Genomic DNA, 15,478 nt, shown 5'->3' with positions numbered 1-15,478 from the left:
TGGGGCGAAGCCGGAACGCGGCCGGAACGAAGTCGGAACGAAGTCAGAACGCAGACAGTCAGACGGTCACGGGAGCAGCGGGGGCGAGCATGTCGTTCGATCAGGAGTGGGCGTCCGTACGTTCCACATCGACGGCCAACGTGGGCATGAGGCTCAATCAGGTCGCCCCCGAGCCCGGCGGCGGTGGCGGCGGGAACGCCGACCTCAGCGTCGACCAGGACAAGCTCGGCGCGATCGGCAGCGCCGCGTACGCGCTGCACGGCCGGCTGGTCAAGGACGGCAACCACGCGCGTACGAGCACCACGGAAGCGGCGACGGGCCTTTCGAGCAACGGCTTCCTCACCGGCTCCGCCATGACGACCGTCCAGGAGACGTGGGGCTCGCAGCTGAACACGCTGCTCGACGCCTGCGCCAACATCTCCAACCACCTCGACTACAGCGCGGCCTCGCACGCCAAGGAAGAGGCGGACATCACGGCGGCCCTCTCGGCCTCCAAGATCAACGAGTACCTCAAGTAGGCGGGGGACCTGCTGTGCTGACCTTTGACAACGTGTACCACGCTCCGCTGGACCGGATGAAGGCCTCGGCCGACGACTGGGCCGCGATGAAGGGCAAGCTCGACACCCTCGCCCAGGACGCGCAGTCGACCATGGCCGCGAAGGCCAGGGACGACTACTGGCGCGGGGTGAACGCCGAGGTCACCAAGCCCTTCGTGGACAAGACGGCGAAGGAGTTCTCCGACGCCGCCAAGGCCGCCGACGGCATCCACAAGGTCCTGGAGGACGGCTACAACGCCTTCAAGAAGGCCAAGGACGACCTGAAGAAGATCGTCGACACGGAGGCCCCCGCGAAGGGCTTCGTGGTGAAGTCCGGCAAGGTCGAGGCCGTCGAGCCGCTGTCCCGGACGAAGGACCAGGGGATGCGCCACGACCCCGACTTCCAGGACATGGTCCGCAAGGAGCGCGCCGACATCGAGGCGATGCAGCGCCGCATCGACGCCATCGTCGAGACCTGCGACGACGCCGACGTCTCCTGCTCCAACGCCCTCAAGGCCAACATCACCGGCGACCGGCACAACTTCAGCGCCCCCAAGTACGCGAGCCTCGACGCCGAGGAGGCCCAGCGGGCCGTCGACCTCGCGAAGAAGGGCCGCGACATCTCCCACGAGGAGCTGATGCGCCTCAACGAGCTCCTCAAGGACAACAGCGGCTCCAAGGAGTTCTCCCGCACCTTCTACGACGGCATGGGCCCCAAGGGCGCCCTCGAGTTCTTCGGCCAGCTGTCCACGGACACGTACGACTACACCAAGGTCGACAAGCAGCGCCTCGCCGACGTCCAGGACCTCCAGAAGAACCTCGGTCTCAACCTCGCCACCGCCACGCAGGGCGGCGACGCCTGGACCGAGAAGTGGTCCGCCGACATGCGCAAGCTCGGCACGGAGCGCATCCCCCTCGTCAAGTACGACAACAACCCCGCCTTCGGCTACCAGTTGCTCGGCGGCATCATGCGCTACGGCGACTACGACAAGAAGTTCCTCGTCCCGATCGCGGAGCACGTCACCCAGCTCCACGCCAAGGACCCGTACCTCTTCGCCAACAGCAAGCCCATGATCAGCGGCGGGCTCCAGAACCAGTACAACCCCTCCGGCGTCAACGGCTCCGGCTTCGACCCGATGATCTCCATGCTGGAGGCCCTCGGCCACAGCCCGGAGGCGTCGAAGGAGTTCTTCTCGAAGGAGCCGACGTCGTACAACCAGGACGGGACTCCCGGCGGGAGCGTCGACCTGGACCCCGAGAAGGACGGGAACCAGAAGGGCTACCTGGACTACTTCCAGAACAAGGAGTACGAGTTCTTCCCCGACATCGAGGGGCACAACCCGGACGACTGGAAGAAGACCGCAGAGTTCATGCCGGACGCCCTCGGCCACGCCCTGGAAGCGGCGACCACGGGCCACGGCTGGGACGACCCCAACCCCCAGCTGCACCGCGACGAGAAGTCCGCCGAGATCATGAAGCAGGTGATCGACTCCTACGGCACCAACACCGAACTGCGCGAGCAGCACAAGCCGCTGATGGACAGCCTCGGCCGGATGGGCGCGGCATACATCGACGACCTGAACTATTCGACGTACAACTTCGGCGACTCCGGCGACGCCCTCGGCCGCGACACGCTCTTCGGCGCGAGCAGCGACGGAAGTCGGCGCACGGACTTCGGCGAGGGCGCCAGCCTCCGGTTCATGAACGCCGTCGCGGGCGACGAGGACGGGTACAAGTCGCTCTCCGCCGCGCAGCAGGTCTTCGAGGCCGGCGGCCTGAAGGCGCTGGAGGGGGAGAAGGACTCCCAGCTCACCTTCCTCCACAACTCGACCAAGCTGCACGGCATCCTGGACGAGTCGCGGATCGACGCCATCTCCCTGGAGTTCAAGGACCAGGAGGAGGCCAAGAACCTGGAGATGGAGAAGCAGGCCGAGTGGCGGAAGTCCGCCGTCAGCGGCGGTGTCGCCGCGGTGGTCGGCGTCGGCTCCGCCGTGGTGCTCGGACCCGCGGCGGGACTCGTGGCGGCGACCGCGGTCCCGATCATCATGGACACGGTCGGTTCCGCGATCAGCACGGACTACGCCTCCGACACCCTGCAGTACCTCAAGGACAACGAGTACAAGAACGACGACGACGCGGATTCCGCGGTCGTGGACGCCCGCCAGGAAGGCCGTCGCGCCGTGGTCGTGCCCGCCCTCAACGTCGCCGAGATGCAGGGTCTGACGCAGACCGAGCGGCAGGAGCTCATCCGCGAGATCGAGTACTCGTACAACACGGGCGCGAAGAGCGTCGACGACCTTACGGCGAACAAGTGAGGCAGCGGACAGTGAACGACACGAGGCGGAGGCCGGCGGCGATCGCCGCCGTCGCCCTGGCCGCGGCCCTGGCCCTGACCGGGTGCTCCGGCGAAGGGGACGGCGGATCTCGGCAGGGTGCGGGGGCCGTGTCCCCGGCGGCCCTGAAGAACTGCGGGCGGGTGCTCGGGGAGCAGAACGTCGAAGCGCTCCGGACCGACCTCGGGGAGGCCTTCCGGCCGCACGACCGCTCGCTCGCCGAGATGAAGGAGCGGATGCTCACGGAGGCGCGGGCCTGGAACCCCGACACGGACGAGCTCTCGCGGACCACCTTCCGCCCCTGCCAGATCGAGGGCCGGGTGGACGGCAAGGAAGCCTGGGTCAACGCCACGGCCGGATGGTCGACGTACGGCGTGGCCTTCATGACCGACGGGAAGTACGCGCGCGACTTCCGCGAAGTGGCGAAGGGGGTCTACCTCGACCGCCGCGAGGGGCTGGACGGCCACCCCCTCGTCATGGCGTGCACGGTCCCCGGCACCCGCGCCGGACAAGGCGCCGAGCTGCCGCTCCAGGTCTCCGTGGCCGACAAGGACCGCACGGACCGGTCCGTCCCCACGGAACGGCTCCTGAAGTCCCTCGCGGAGAGCACCCGCGCACTCCTCGGCTGCGCGGAGAAGCCCCCGATCCCCGACGACCTGCTGCCCTGACGGCGAGCACCCCGCCGACGCGCCCGGGCAGGGCGGCGGCGGTCCTCGCTCCGGTCCCGTGACGGGCGCGGGGGTGGGCGCGGGGCAGGTCAGTCCTCGGCCGTCTCGGCGGCCGGGGACAGCTGGGACAGGAGGAGGAGGGTCGAGCGGGTGATGAGGGCGGCGAGGAGGATCGTCGCGAGGCCGTCGACGCGGAGTTCGGAGATCTTGGGGCCGAGCCAGGAGAGCAGCCACCAGATGAGGGCGTCCTGGACGAAGCCGGCGAGGCCGAACGCGAGGAGGGCGGGGAGGGGGGCGCGGGCCGAGGGCCCGATGTAGATCACCTGGGTCAGCACCACCAGCACGATGGTGGCGGCGAGGACGGAGAGCACCACGTCCATCGTCTCCGTGCCCAGGGTGATGCCGGGCAGGAGGCCCCCGGCGAGGCCCACGCCGGCGAGGATGCCGAGCTTGCGTCTGCCTTGATCGTCCATGGGGGGGACTCTGGCACAGCCGCTGGGCGGATGTGAAGGTTCCGTAAGGAAGATCATCGAGAGACCGTGGCGGGAATCGAACCCGCGTAACCCGCTTTGCAGGCGAGTCCCTGAACCACTCGGGCACACGGTCGTGTGGTGCGCTGGTACGACCGTAGGGGGCGGTTCGGAAGGGGCTCAAGGGGTTCGGGGGCCGCGCCACACGACTGCCATACGGCCGCAACACCGCGTTCGCGGTCGTACGTCCAAGGGCGGAGGGGGGCCGGGACTCCTGACAGGGGCCATGGGGTGCTTCACCTCTTACTCTGGGGGGATGAGCGCCCTCGAACCATGCGACGCCGACGTCGCCGAAGCCCCCGGACCCCGTGCCGTGCACGACGACACCAAGGGGTCCGTCCTCGACGCGGCTCACCGGGCGCTCAGCATCGGCATCGTGTCCGTGGTCCTGCTGATCGCCTTCGAGGCGACGGCCGTCGGCACCGCCATGCCCGTCGCCGCGCGCGAACTGAACGGCGTCTCCGTCTACGCCTTCGCGTTCTCCGCGTACTTCACCACCAGCCTCTTCGCCATGGTCCTGGCCGGGCAGTGGTCCGACCGGAGCGGGCCGCTCGGCTCCCTCGCGGCCGGGATCGCCGCGTTCTCCGCCGGGCTGCTCCTCTCCGGGACCGCCGGCGCCATGTGGCTGTTCATCCTCGGCAGGGCCGTGCAGGGACTGGGCGGCGGCCTGGTGATCGTCGCCCTGTACGTGGTCATCGGGCGCGCGTACGCCGAACACCTCCGGCCCGCGATCATGGCCGCGTTCGCCGCGTGCTGGGTCGTCCCGTCCGTCGTGGGGCCGCTCGCCGCCGGAACGGTCACCGAGCACCTCGGCTGGCGCTGGGTCTTCGTCGGCATCCCCGTCCTCGTCGTCTTCCCGCTGGCCCTCGCCCTCCCCGCGATACGCCGCACCGCGTCCGGCCCCGCCGACCCGCAGGCGCCCGTCACCCCCTGGGACCGGCGGCGGATCCTGCTCGCCCTCGGCATCTCCGCCGGCGCCGGGCTCCTCCAGTACGCGGGCCAGGAACTGCGCTGGCTCTCGCTCCTCCCGGCGGCGGCGGGCGTCGCGCTCCTGGTGCCCGCCGTCCGCGACCTGCTGCCGCACGGCACCTGGCGGGCGGCCCGCGGCCTGCCCTCCGTCATCCTGCTCCGCGGCATCGCCGCCGGCGCGTTCATCGCCGCCGAGTCCTTCGTGCCGCTCATGCTCGTCACCCAGCGCGGCCTGAGCCCCACCCTCGCCGGCTTCTCGCTCGCCGCGGGCGGCCTCACCTGGGCGCTCGGCTCCTGGATCCAGGCCCGCCCGTGGACCGAGCCGTACCGGGAGCGCCTCGTCGTCCTCGGCATGGTCCTCGTCGCCCTGTCGATAGCCGCGGCGCCGAGCGTGCTGATCACTTCGGTGCCGGTCTGGGTGCTCGCGGCCGTCTGGGCCCTCGGCTGCCTCGGCATGGGCGCCGTCATCGCCTCCACGAGCGTGCTCCTCATGAAGCTCTCCGCCCCCGAGGAGGTCGGCGCGAACTCCGCCGCCCTCCAGATCTCCGACGGCCTCTCCAACGTCCTCCTGCTCGCCGCCGGCGGCGCCGCCTTCGCCGCCCTCGGCGGCGGCGCGGTCGGCCACGCCGTCGACGCCGCCGGCACCACCGGCTCCCACCCGGCCGCCTTCGCCGCGGTCTTCCTGCCGATGGCGGGGGTGGCGGCGGCGGGGGCGTGGGTGGCCACGCGGCTGGGGGTGCGGGAACGCGCATGACACCGAGTGGTACCAAGCGGTACCATGTGGTGCATGGCTGCACTCAACGTGAGGTTCACCGAGGAAGAGCTGAACGCGCTCCGCGAGCGCGCCGAGGCGGAGGGCCGCAGCATGCAGTCCTTCGCGCACGACGCGGTGATGAGGGCGATCGACGAGCACTCCCGCCTGTTCGAGGAGGCGGCCGAGCACGTCCTGAAGGCCAGCGCGGAGCTCAACCGGCGGCTTGCGTGACGCACTTCCTCACCCTCCCGCAGCTCCTGAACCTCGCGGAGCGTCTCGGGGCGAGTGAGGTCCGTGACTACGGCCTGCTCGATTCCGCTCTGGCGCGCCCGCAGTCGAGCGTGTTCGGCCAGGACGCGTATCCCGACATCTGGGAGAAGGCGGCGGCGCTGATGGAGTCGCTCGCCCGCAACCACGGTCTCGTCGACGGGAACAAGCGCATCGCCTGGTACGCGACCTGGGTGTTCCTGCACGTCAACGGGCATCCGCTGGACCCCGCGTTCGACGTCGACGAGGCCGAGGCGTTCGTCCTGGACGTCTGCCAGGGTGCGCTCGACGTACCCAAGATCGCTCTCCGCCTGCCGAGGTTCGCACGCTGACCGGACGAGTGTGAGACCTGCCGCACCGGGCGAGGTCACGGCCTCGTCCGGCTCCGCTCGCGGGGGTGACGCCGGTAAGGTGGCCCGGTTGTCATATCTGGACGAGCGTCGAACCCGGAGATCGTGACTACTACCACCACCACCTCCTCCCATCACCTTTCTCCCGCCTTCCCAGGACGGGCCCCGTGGGGTACCGCCGGCAAGCTGCGTGCCTGGCAGCAGGGGGCGATGGAGAGATACATCCAGGAGCAGCCCCGTGACTTCCTGGCCGTCGCCACGCCCGGCGCCGGCAAGACGACCTTCGCGCTGACGCTGGCGTCGTGGCTGCTGCACCACCACGTCGTGCAGCAGGTCACGGTCGTGGCGCCCACCGAGCACCTGAAGAAGCAGTGGGCGGCGGCCGCGGCCCGCATAGGCATCAAGCTGGACCCGGACTACAGCGCCGGGCCGCTCAGCAAGGAGTACGACGGGGTCGCCATCACGTACGCCGGTGTCGGCGTCCGCCCGATGCTGCACCGCAACCGTTCCGAACAGCGCAAGACCCTCGTCATCCTCGACGAGATCCACCACGCCGGGGACTCGAAGTCCTGGGGCGAGGCGTGCCTGGAGGCGTTCGAGCCCGCCACGCGGCGCCTCGCGCTGACCGGTACGCCCTTCCGGTCGGACACGAACCCGATCCCGTTCGTCACGTACGAGGAGGGGAACGACGGCATCCGCCGGTCCTCCGCGGACTACACGTACGGCTACGGCAACGCCCTCGGCGACGGCGTCGTCCGGCCGGTGATCTTCCTCTCGTACAGCGGCAACATGCGCTGGCGCACCAAGGCCGGCGACGAGATCGCCGCCCGCCTCGGCGAGCCGATGACCAAGGACGCCGTCTCGCAGGCCTGGCGCACCGCGCTGGACGCCAAGGGCGACTGGATGCCGAACGTGCTGCGCGCCGCCGACCAGCGGCTCACCGAGGTCAGGAAGTCCATCCCGGACGCCGGCGGCCTCGTCATCGCCTCCGACCAGGACTCGGCCCGTTCGTACGCCAAGCTGATCCGCGAGATCACCGGCACCAAGGCCACCGTCGTCCTCTCCGACGACACCGGCGCGTCGAACCGCATCGACGAGTTCAGCGAGAACAACGACCGGTGGATGGTCGCCGTCCGCATGGTGTCCGAGGGCGTCGACGTGCCGCGGCTGGCCGTCGGCGTGTACGCGACGACGATCTCGACCCCGCTGTTCTTCGCGCAGGCCGTCGGCCGCTTCGTGCGTTCGCGCAGGCGAGGCGAGACCGCGTCCGTGTTCCTTCCCACGATCCCCAGCCTCCTCGGCTTCGCCAACGAGATGGAGGTCGAGCGCGACCACGTCCTCGACAAGCCCAAGAAGGCCGGCGAGGACGACCCCTACGCCGAGTCCGAGAAGGAGCTCGCCGAGGCCGAGCGCGAGCAGGACGAGGACACCGGCGAGCAGGACATGCTGCCGTTCGAGGCGCTGGAGTCCGACGCCGTCTTCGACCGCGTGCTCTACAACAGCGCCGAGTTCGGCATGCAGGCCCACCCCGGCAGCGCCGAGGAGCAGGACTACCTCGGCATCCCCGGCCTCCTCGAACCCGACCAGGTGCAGCTGCTGCTGCAGAAGCGGCAGGCCCGGCAGATCGCGCACAGCCGCAAGAAGCCGGACACCGAGGCCGACCTCCTCGAACTGCCCGCCGAGCGCCGCCCCGTCGTTTCCCACAAGGAGCTCCTCGAACTGCGCAAGCAGCTCAACACGATGGTCGGCGCGTACGTCCACCAGACCGGCAAGCCCCACGGCGTGATCCACACCGAGCTCCGCCGGGTGTGCGGCGGGCCGCCGAGCGCCGAGGCCACCGCCGGACAGATCCGCGAGCGGATCAAGAAGGTGCAGGAGTGGGCCACCCGGATGCGGTGACGACCCGGGTGCGGCGACGACCCGGGTGCGGTGACGACCGGGACGCCGTGAGCCGGACGTCGCCGCCCGGATGCGGCGGCCCGAGCGCGCCCCCCACACGCGGCTGAGGCCCGTACGACGTCGTTCGTACGGGCCTCAGCGGTCCCGCGGCGGCGGGACCGGCACCGGGGCCGGCCCCCACGGCCGGCCACCGGGCGCCTTCCACGCTACGTGCACGACATAGGCGATCTTGTCCGCCAAAGTCCCCAGTCCGGCCGGCGAAGGTCCCGAACCGTCTCTATACGGTCGCCGACGCCCGGATTCTGGACGAGGTCTTCCGCTCAGCGGAGCGGGTCGCTACTGTCCCGGCTCAAAAGCAATCGCCCCGTGGCAGCGCCGCCGCGGAGCGCAGCCGGTGTACCCCTTCCTGCCGGCGGCCTCTGACGTGCGTCGCCGACGGGACCGGCGTCGTAATCCCGTGAGAGCCCGTCGCCACTCACTCCGAAGGAGAGGGCGTCGTGACCGCGGAGACCTCCCAGACGCTCGACCGGGGACTCAGAGTCCTCAAGCTGCTCGCCGACACCGACCACGGCCTGACCGTCACCGAGTTGTCCAACAAACTCGGTGTCAACCGGACCGTCGTCTACCGTCTGCTGGCCACCCTCGAACAGCACGCCCTCGTCCGCCGCGACCTCGGCGGACGCGCCCGCGTCGGCCTCGGGGTGCTGCGGCTCGGCCGCCAGGTCCACCCCCTGGTGCGCGAGGCCGCGCTGCCCGCGCTGCGCTCGCTCGCCGAGGACATAGGGGCCACGGCCCACCTGACGCTCGTCGACGGGGCCGAGGCCCTCGCCGTCGCCGTCGTCGAACCGACCTGGACCGACTACCACGTCGCCTACCGGGCCGGTTTCCGCCACCCCCTCGACCGGGGCGCCGCGGGCCGCGCGATCCTCGCCGCCCGCCAGGGCTCCCTCATCGAACCCGGCTTCACCCTCACCCACGGTGAACTCGAAGCGGGCGCGAGCGGCGCCGCCGCCCCGCTCGTCGGCGTCACCGGCGTCGAGGGCAGCGTCGGCGTCGTCATGCTCGCCGACGCCGTCCCCGAGCGCGTGGGCCCCCGTGTCGTGGACGCGGCCCGCGAGGTCGCCGACGCGCTGCGTTAGGACTTCCGGGCGGGGCCCGGGCCGGCCCGCCCGCTCACTGGGGGCCGATCCGGGCCCCGCTTGCTCCCCGCGCGGTCGGCCTGGGCTCTGCCTGCTCCCCGTACGGTCGGCCTGGGCTCCGCCCGCTCCTCGGGCGGTCGGCCTGGGCTCCGCCCGCTCCTCGGGCGGTCGGATTCGTCGGCCAGCTTCCTGCCCCCGCTCCTCGCCCCCCGGCCGGGCCGTCGTGTCAGGGGCGGTCGTCGGCGACGAGGCGGCCCAGGGGGGTCCGCTCGTGGTGGACCGACCTGCCCGTCCTGGTCGTCGTGATCAGGCCCGCGGCGCGGAGGGCCTGGGCGTGGGCCGAGGCGGTCGCGTTGCTGACGCCGAGGCGGCGTGCCAGGCCCGTCGTCGTCATGCCCTCGTCCAGGGCGTGCAGCAGTTCGGCGCGCGTCCTGCCGAGGACCCCCGTGAGGGCCTCCTCGCGGGTGCCGCCGCCGTCCGGGGCGAGCGGCAGGCCGCGGCCCGCCGGACAGGCCAGGACCACGGGGCGGCCGGGCAGGTCCTGGACGAGCGGGCCGCCCCGCCAGTGGAAGGTCGGCAGCAGCACGAGCCCGCGGCCGTCGAGCCGCAGGTCGCGGCCCGCGGGGACGCCGGGCCACTCCCAGACCCCGTCGCGCAGCCGCGAGCCCGGGGCGGAGGCCGTGAGGGCGGCGTCGAGGCCGTGCTCCGCGACCGTCAGCGCGTGCCGGGTGAACTCCGCCCGGTGCAGGTCCTGGACCAGCGGCCACACCGGCGCCAGGACGGCCTCGTACGCCGCCTCCTGCGCGCGGTCCAGGGTGCGCCAGGCCCCGGCCTCCCCGCCGTGCAGGGCACGGACCCACGGCGGCACCGGGCCCCCGCCCGCGTACACCCGTTCCAGCTCGGACCGGACGAACTCCGGGCGGCCCGCGCGGATCAGCGCGAAGCCCTCCTCCCGCGTCCCGCCGAGGACGTCGAGGAAGCGCGGGGCCACCCCGCCGGGCACGAGGTCCGCGAGGGGCCCCGACGCCGCCGGCAGGGCGCGCAGGAGCCTGCCCCGCCAGCGCCCGAAGAGCAGCTCCTCGTGCGGTGCGCCGAGCATCAGGAGGGCGGCGTGGAGTTCGGGGACGGGGGAGGGCCGGGGGGCGAACCGTACGCGTGCGAGGTCGTCCCGGGTGAAGTGGATGCGCAGCACTCGTCGTCTCCCGCCGTCTCCCGCCAGCCTTTCGGGCCGGGCCTGAACCTTCGCGCGCGGGCCCGCCGCGTCCAAGGATGCCGTGCATGACACAGCACCCCGCACCCAGCCGCCGCACCGTCGCCAAGGGCGCCCTGTTCGCGGCCGCCGCCACCCTGCTCGCCGCCGCCCCCGCCCGGGCCGCGACCACCCCCGCCCGGGCCGCGACCGGGCCTGTCGAGCACCGGGCCGGGACCGGACCCGGCGGCCTTCGGACGGCGACCGGGTCGGCCGTCCTTCGGCTGCCCGCGCCGACCGGGCCCCATCCCGTGGGCGTCCGGACCTTCGCCCTGACGGACACCTCGCGCAACGACCCGTGGGAGCCCGCGGCCGGGGTGCGGGAGGTGATGATCAGCGTCCTGTACCCGGCCCGTACGGTCCGCGGCCGCCCGCGTGCCCCGCAGCTGACGGCGGCCGAGGCGAAGGAGTTCGCGGACCTGGCGCCCCGGATCCACCAGGGGCTGCCGACGGCGGGCGTCGACTGGGGCGCGGTCCTCACGCACGGGCACGTGGACGCGCCGCCGCTGCCGGGGCGACGCCCGGTCCTGCTGTACGGGCCGGGGGCCGGCGACTGCCGCACGCTGGGCACGACCCTGGCCGAGGACCTGGCGAGCCACGGCCGGGTCGTGGTCCTCGTGGACCACCCCGGGGACGCCGGCCAGGTGGAGCTGCCCAGTGGGATGCGGTGGACGGTGCTGCGGGGGAACCCGGACCCGGAGACCTTCCGCACCATGATCGACACGCGGGTCGCGGACCTCCGCTTCGTCCTGGACCGGCTCGGGACCCTGCCCCTCGCCCCCGTCATGGACCTGGAGCGGATCGGCGTCTACGGGCACTCGGCGGGCGGCACCGCCGCCGTGCACGCGCTGGCCGCCGACGACCGGATCGCCGCGGGGGTGAACCTGGAGGGCCACCTCGACCTCGACCCGGCGGTGACGGAGGGCCTCGACCGGCCGCTGCTCATGTTCCGCACGGACGGCTTCGAGCAGGCCGCCCGGCTCGAACGCTCCTGGGCGGGGGTGCCGGCCCGCCGCGTCCTCCTTGCCGACAGCGGCCACTGGGTTCTCGGCGACTACGCCTTCCTCGTCCCGCAGCTCCAGGCCGCCGGGCTCGTCACCGCCGGGACCAGGGCCGCCCTCGTGGGGCCGGGCGACACGGCGGCGGCGATGGCGGTCGTACGGCGCGGGGTGGGGTCCTTCTTCGCCCGGCGGCTGCGGGCCCCCGCGCCCGCGGCCCGGGGGCGGGGCGCGTCCCAGTAGATTGGGTGCGTGCTCTCCAGCCTGCCTCGTTCCCGTGCCCTCGCGCTGTGCGCGCTGCCCGTCGCCGCGCTGTTCGCCGTCGTCGGGCTCGCGCCGCTGCCGTACGCGATCGCGCAGCCCGGGACGACCGTCGACGTGCTCGGCAAGGACGACGGGCGGGAGATCATCACGATCACCGGCGCGCCCGTGCGGCCGACGCAGGGGCAGCTGAGGATGACGACGATCGTCGCGACCGGACCCTCGACGGACGTCGACCTCGGGGACGTCGCCGAGGCCTGGTTCCGGACCGACCAGGCCGTGCTGCCGCGCGAGTCCGTCTACCCGTCGGGGAAGTCCGACGCCGAGATCGAGGAGCGCAACCTCGGCCAGATGAAGGAGTCGCAGGACGCGGCCACGCTCGCGGCCCTCGGCTACCTGAAGCTGGACCCCGCGAAGGTGAAGGTGACCCTGCACCTCGCCGACATCGGCGGCCCCAGCGCCGGGCTGCTCTTCTCCCTCGGCATCGTCGACAAGCTCGACGGCGACGGGGACGGCGGCGACCTCACCGGCGGCAAGTCCGTCGCCGGTACGGGCACGATCGAGGCGGACGGCACCGTCGGCGCGGTCGGCGGGGTCTCCCTCAAGACGCAGGCCGCCGCACGCGACGGGGCCACCGTCTTCCTCGTGCCGAAGGCGGAGTGCTCGGACGCCGAGGCCGAACTGCCCGAGGGCATGCGGCTCGTGCCCGTCACCGCGCTCAGCGACGCGGTGGAGTCCCTCCGGGCCCTGGGGCAGGGGCGGGAGGAGCGGGTTCCGTCCTGCTGACCCCCGGGCCGCCGGTCCCCTTGGCGGGGCGCGGCGCGTCCATGCCCCGCCAGGACGGGAAGACGATCGGGCAGAGCGCGGCCAGGAAGTACAGCCCGCCGACGGTGAGCAGTGCCGTGGTGAGGCCGGTCCGCTCGACCAGGAGGCCGGCGGCGAGCCCGCCCAGCGGGGTGGTCAGCAGCACGCTCGCGGTACTGGCGCTGCCGACGCGGCTGCGCAGCTCCTGGGGGACGGTCTCGTAGAAGACCGCGCCGAGGATCGGGTTCAGCACCCCGGCGCCGAGTCCGCCGAACGCCATCGCCACGAGCAGCGGCGCGGTGGTGTCCGTGAGCGCCGCCGTCACGTACACGGGGGCCCCGGCGAGCAGGAAGCCGACCGCGACGACCGGCCGGCGCGGGAAGCGGTGCCCGACCGCCGCGTACAGCAGGGCTCCGACGAGCGCGCAGCCGCCGAAGACGGCGACCAGCAGGCCGAGCGCCGTCGACCCGCCCAGCTCCTCCCGTGCGTGCACCGGCAGCAGGACCGCGCTCCAGCTCTGGGCCAGCCCGTTGGTGATCATCACCATCAGGTTGACGCCGAGGATCAGCGGGGTGCGCAGCAGGAACGCGTACCCCTCGCGCAGGTCCCTCCGGTACACGGCGACGGACAACGGCGGTGCCCCGCGCGCGGGTTCGGCCGACGGCACGCCCCGCAGGCCCACCAGGGCGAGCAGCGCCGAGACGGTGAACGTGGCGGCGTCGACGTACAGCACGGTGTCGGCGCCGATGAGCGCGACGAGGAGGCCGGCGAGCGCGGCCCCGGTCATCCGGGCGCCGCGGGACACCGCGTCGTAGAAGCTGGTGGCACGGGACAGCGGTATGCCGGCCCGCTCCGCCAGGTCGGGCGTGAGCACGTTGCGCGCGGTCTCGCCGGGGGCGTGGAAGAAGCCGGTGACGGCCATCAGCGCGCACAGCATCCAGAACCGGAGCACGCCCGCCTGGTTGAGCAGCGGGATCGCCGCCAGCGCGAGGGCGCAGACGAGGTCGGAGGCGACCGAGACCCGGCGGCGGCCGATCCGGTCGATGACGGGCCCTCCGACGACGGCGGAGGCGATGACCGGCAGGGCGGCGCAGAAGGCGACGAGGCCCGCCTTGCCGGGACTGCCGGTGGTCTCCAGCGCGAACCACGGCACCGCGATCAGGGTGAGTGAATTGCCGCTGATGGAGATGGCGTTGGCGGCCAGGACGCTGGCCAGCGGTGTGCGCGGGTGCACGGATTTCCCCCCGGTGTGGTCGGCTTCCTCAGGCTGCCGTCGTGAAGTGGTCGGTGGCGGGGCGGTTCGTGGCGAGTCTGAGCCCGACCTCCACCAGCTTCCATCCGACGCGAACGCGCAGGGCGGGCGCCGGAGCGAGGGCGCGGGTCCGGTCGGTGGCGGCGTCGTGGTGGAGCTCGGTCGCGTGGAGGCGGTGCAGCTGGAGGTGGACGTCGGCGTGCATGGCTCCGGGTTCCTTCCGTCGGTGGTCGCGCCGCGGGGACGCGCGGGGAGGGCGGTGCGGGTCGGTCAGTTCTCGCGCTGTGGGAACGCGTGGAGATGGATGCGTACGAGCTCCGCGCCCGGGGCGTCCGGATCGGCCGTGTCGCGGTACGCGTTGATGAGGGCGTGCAGCTTCTCGTCGAGCTCGCGGAGCTTGTCGGCGGGCAGGCGCAGGCTGAAGTCGCTCATGTCGGCGGCGCCGATCCAGCTCTCGTCCCAGTCGTTCCGGGTGCCGATGTACGTCCCGAGTTCCTGCGTGTGGATGGTCGCGATCTCGTGGGCGTAGATGTCGAGGGCGCCCTGGACCTCGGGGTCCGGGTTCTTGTAGAGCGATTCGTCGACGCTCGTGCCCTGCTGGCCGGCCTTCCACCACCGCTCGCGTCCCTTGCCACGCGTCGGGTCGTCCTCCACGAAGCCGTGGGCCGCGAGCTGGCGCAGGTGGTAGCTGGTGGCGCCACTGGACTCGCCCAGCATCTCGGCCAGTTGCGAGGCCGTGGCGGGGCCGTGGCGGCGCAGGGCCCGCAGCAGCTGGATGCGGAGCGGGTGGGCGAGCCCGCGCAGGGAACGCGGGTCCAGCCGGCGGCTCAGGAATTCCTCGGGCTCGGACATGGCCCGAGCGTAGGCATGCAAAGGACCAGTTGCAAGGGGTTCTTTGCAACTGGTCCTTTGCAACCCCGGGCCCGGCGCCGGAAGGGGTGAGTCCGGCTACAGCGGCGCGTCCCCCGCCGCCTGCTCCACCAACGGGATGATCCGCAGCGGCACCGGGTTCTCCATCACGATCGCCGTGGACGCCCGGACGATCCCCTCGAAGCCGACGACGCGGTCGATCACCCGCTGGAGGTCCGCGTTGGAACGGGCCACGAGGCGGCAGAGCATGTCGCCGTGGCCCGTCGTGGTGTGCAGTTCGAGAACCTCGGGGACCGTCGCCAGATGGTTCCGCACGTCCGCGCCCTGCCCCTGCTTGATCTCCAGGGTGGCGAACGCGGTCACCGGGTAGCCCAGCGCCGCCGGATCCACCTGCGGCCCGAAGCCCCTGATCACGCCGCTGTCCTGCAGGCGGTCGAGGCGCGCCTGCACCGTGCCGCGCGCCACGCCGAGGCGCCGGGACGCCTCCAGGACCCCTATGCGCGGCTCGCGTGCGAGAAGCGCGATCAGCCGGCCGTCCAGATGATCGATCGCCACAGTGGTCTCCTCGTGGTCATGATGTACAAGTCGCACGGCCATCC

Annotated in this window: 16 protein-coding genes and 1 tRNA gene; 10 read left to right on the top strand and 7 right to left on the bottom strand. The window is 72.5% G+C overall.

Translation table 11 applies throughout. The annotated features are described in order from the left end of the window. Window positions 1-89 precede the first annotated feature (89 nt). Genes ACIQFX_RS32400 through ACIQFX_RS32390 form a run of 3 tightly spaced genes read left to right on the top strand, consistent with a single transcriptional unit; the run spans window position 90 to window position 3,537 of the window. Window positions 90-518, top strand: coding sequence for a hypothetical protein (locus tag ACIQFX_RS32400; RefSeq protein ID WP_402470585.1), 429 nt, complete (start codon window positions 90-92; stop codon window positions 516-518). Between the two features lie 32 nt (window positions 519-550). Further along, window positions 551-2,851, top strand: coding sequence for a hypothetical protein (locus ACIQFX_RS32395; protein WP_402470583.1), 2,301 nt, complete (start codon window positions 551-553; stop codon window positions 2,849-2,851). Window positions 2,852-2,862: 11 nt separating this feature from the next. Further along, the gene (locus ACIQFX_RS32390; RefSeq protein ID WP_402470581.1) at window positions 2,863-3,537 is read left to right on the top strand and encodes a hypothetical protein; all 675 of its coding nucleotides are present in this window, start codon (window positions 2,863-2,865) and stop codon (window positions 3,535-3,537) included. A gap of 89 nt (window positions 3,538-3,626) precedes the next feature. On the opposite strand, the gene ACIQFX_RS32385 is transcribed toward ACIQFX_RS32390, so the two are convergent. Together ACIQFX_RS32385 and ACIQFX_RS32380 are read right to left on the bottom strand one after the other, a co-directional pair. After that, on the bottom strand, window positions 3,627-4,010 hold the full coding sequence (locus ACIQFX_RS32385; protein ID WP_402470579.1) for a hypothetical protein: 384 nt from the start codon (window positions 4,008-4,010) through the stop codon (window positions 3,627-3,629). A gap of 61 nt (window positions 4,011-4,071) precedes the next feature. Next, a tRNA-Cys gene (locus ACIQFX_RS32380) sits at window positions 4,072-4,143 on the bottom strand. A gap of 180 nt (window positions 4,144-4,323) precedes the next feature. Here ACIQFX_RS32380 and ACIQFX_RS32375 point away from each other — a divergent pair. The 5 genes from ACIQFX_RS32375 to ACIQFX_RS32355 all read left to right on the top strand — a co-directional run bounded on the left by ACIQFX_RS32375 (window position 4,324) and on the right by ACIQFX_RS32355 (window position 9,445). Further along, entirely contained in the window at window positions 4,324-5,790 is a 1,467-nt protein-coding gene (locus tag ACIQFX_RS32375) for an MFS transporter (RefSeq protein ID WP_402470577.1), read from the top strand. A gap of 33 nt (window positions 5,791-5,823) precedes the next feature. Beyond that, window positions 5,824-6,021, top strand: a complete 198-nt coding sequence (locus tag ACIQFX_RS32370; protein WP_402470575.1) for an Arc family DNA-binding protein — start codon at window positions 5,824-5,826, stop codon at window positions 6,019-6,021. Further along, window positions 6,018-6,389 carry a type II toxin-antitoxin system death-on-curing family toxin gene (locus ACIQFX_RS32365; protein WP_402470572.1) on the top strand — a complete coding sequence of 124 codons (372 nt, stop codon included), beginning with the start codon at window positions 6,018-6,020 and terminating at the stop codon, window positions 6,387-6,389. Before ACIQFX_RS32370 ends, ACIQFX_RS32365 begins: the two co-directional genes overlap by 4 nt. Window positions 6,390-6,512: 123 nt before the next feature. Continuing rightward, window positions 6,513-8,306 (top strand): DEAD/DEAH box helicase, encoded by a 1,794-nt coding sequence (locus ACIQFX_RS32360; protein ID WP_402470570.1) that lies wholly within the window; start codon window positions 6,513-6,515, stop codon window positions 8,304-8,306. A 497-nt stretch (window positions 8,307-8,803) separates the two neighbouring features. Then, a complete protein-coding gene (locus ACIQFX_RS32355) occupies window positions 8,804-9,445 on the top strand; it encodes an IclR family transcriptional regulator (protein WP_017237054.1) in 642 nt (213 codons plus the stop codon). A 226-nt stretch (window positions 9,446-9,671) separates the two neighbouring features. Here ACIQFX_RS32355 and ACIQFX_RS32350 read toward each other — a convergent pair whose 3' ends face one another. Further along, entirely contained in the window at window positions 9,672-10,637 is a 966-nt protein-coding gene (locus tag ACIQFX_RS32350; RefSeq protein WP_402470568.1) for a winged helix-turn-helix domain-containing protein, read from the bottom strand. A gap of 86 nt (window positions 10,638-10,723) precedes the next feature. On the opposite strand from ACIQFX_RS32350, the gene ACIQFX_RS32345 reads away from it, so the two are divergent. Together ACIQFX_RS32345 and ACIQFX_RS32340 are read left to right on the top strand one after the other, a co-directional pair. Then, complete coding sequence (locus tag ACIQFX_RS32345; RefSeq protein ID WP_402470566.1) at window positions 10,724-11,935, top strand: alpha/beta hydrolase family protein; 1,212 nt, start codon at window positions 10,724-10,726, stop codon at window positions 11,933-11,935. Window positions 11,936-11,944: 9 nt separating this feature from the next. Next, window positions 11,945-12,739 carry a S16 family serine protease gene (locus ACIQFX_RS32340; protein WP_402470564.1) on the top strand — a complete coding sequence of 265 codons (795 nt, stop codon included), beginning with the start codon at window positions 11,945-11,947 and terminating at the stop codon, window positions 12,737-12,739. On the opposite strand, the gene ACIQFX_RS32335 is transcribed toward ACIQFX_RS32340, so the two are convergent. From ACIQFX_RS32335 to ACIQFX_RS32320, 4 genes are all read right to left on the bottom strand, one after another. After that, window positions 12,672-13,991, bottom strand: a complete 1,320-nt coding sequence (locus tag ACIQFX_RS32335) for an MFS transporter (RefSeq protein WP_402470561.1) — start codon at window positions 13,989-13,991, stop codon at window positions 12,672-12,674. The genes ACIQFX_RS32340 and ACIQFX_RS32335 overlap by 68 nt on opposite strands. Before the next feature lie 28 nt (window positions 13,992-14,019). Next, the gene (locus ACIQFX_RS32330) at window positions 14,020-14,214 is read right to left on the bottom strand and encodes a hypothetical protein (RefSeq protein WP_402470560.1); all 195 of its coding nucleotides are present in this window, start codon (window positions 14,212-14,214) and stop codon (window positions 14,020-14,022) included. A gap of 65 nt (window positions 14,215-14,279) precedes the next feature. Then, window positions 14,280-14,861 (bottom strand): helix-turn-helix domain-containing protein, encoded by a 582-nt coding sequence (locus tag ACIQFX_RS32325; RefSeq protein ID WP_402470557.1) that lies wholly within the window; start codon window positions 14,859-14,861, stop codon window positions 14,280-14,282. A gap of 96 nt (window positions 14,862-14,957) precedes the next feature. Continuing rightward, a complete protein-coding gene (locus tag ACIQFX_RS32320) occupies window positions 14,958-15,434 on the bottom strand; it encodes an Lrp/AsnC family transcriptional regulator (protein ID WP_017237061.1) in 477 nt (158 codons plus the stop codon). Window positions 15,435-15,478 lie beyond the last annotated feature (44 nt).

This window comes from Streptomyces sp. NPDC093089, from assembly GCF_044754405.1.
Taxonomy (GTDB): Bacteria; Actinomycetota; Actinomycetes; order Streptomycetales; family Streptomycetaceae; genus Streptomyces.
This window is presented reverse-complemented; position numbering and strand designations above follow the sequence as displayed.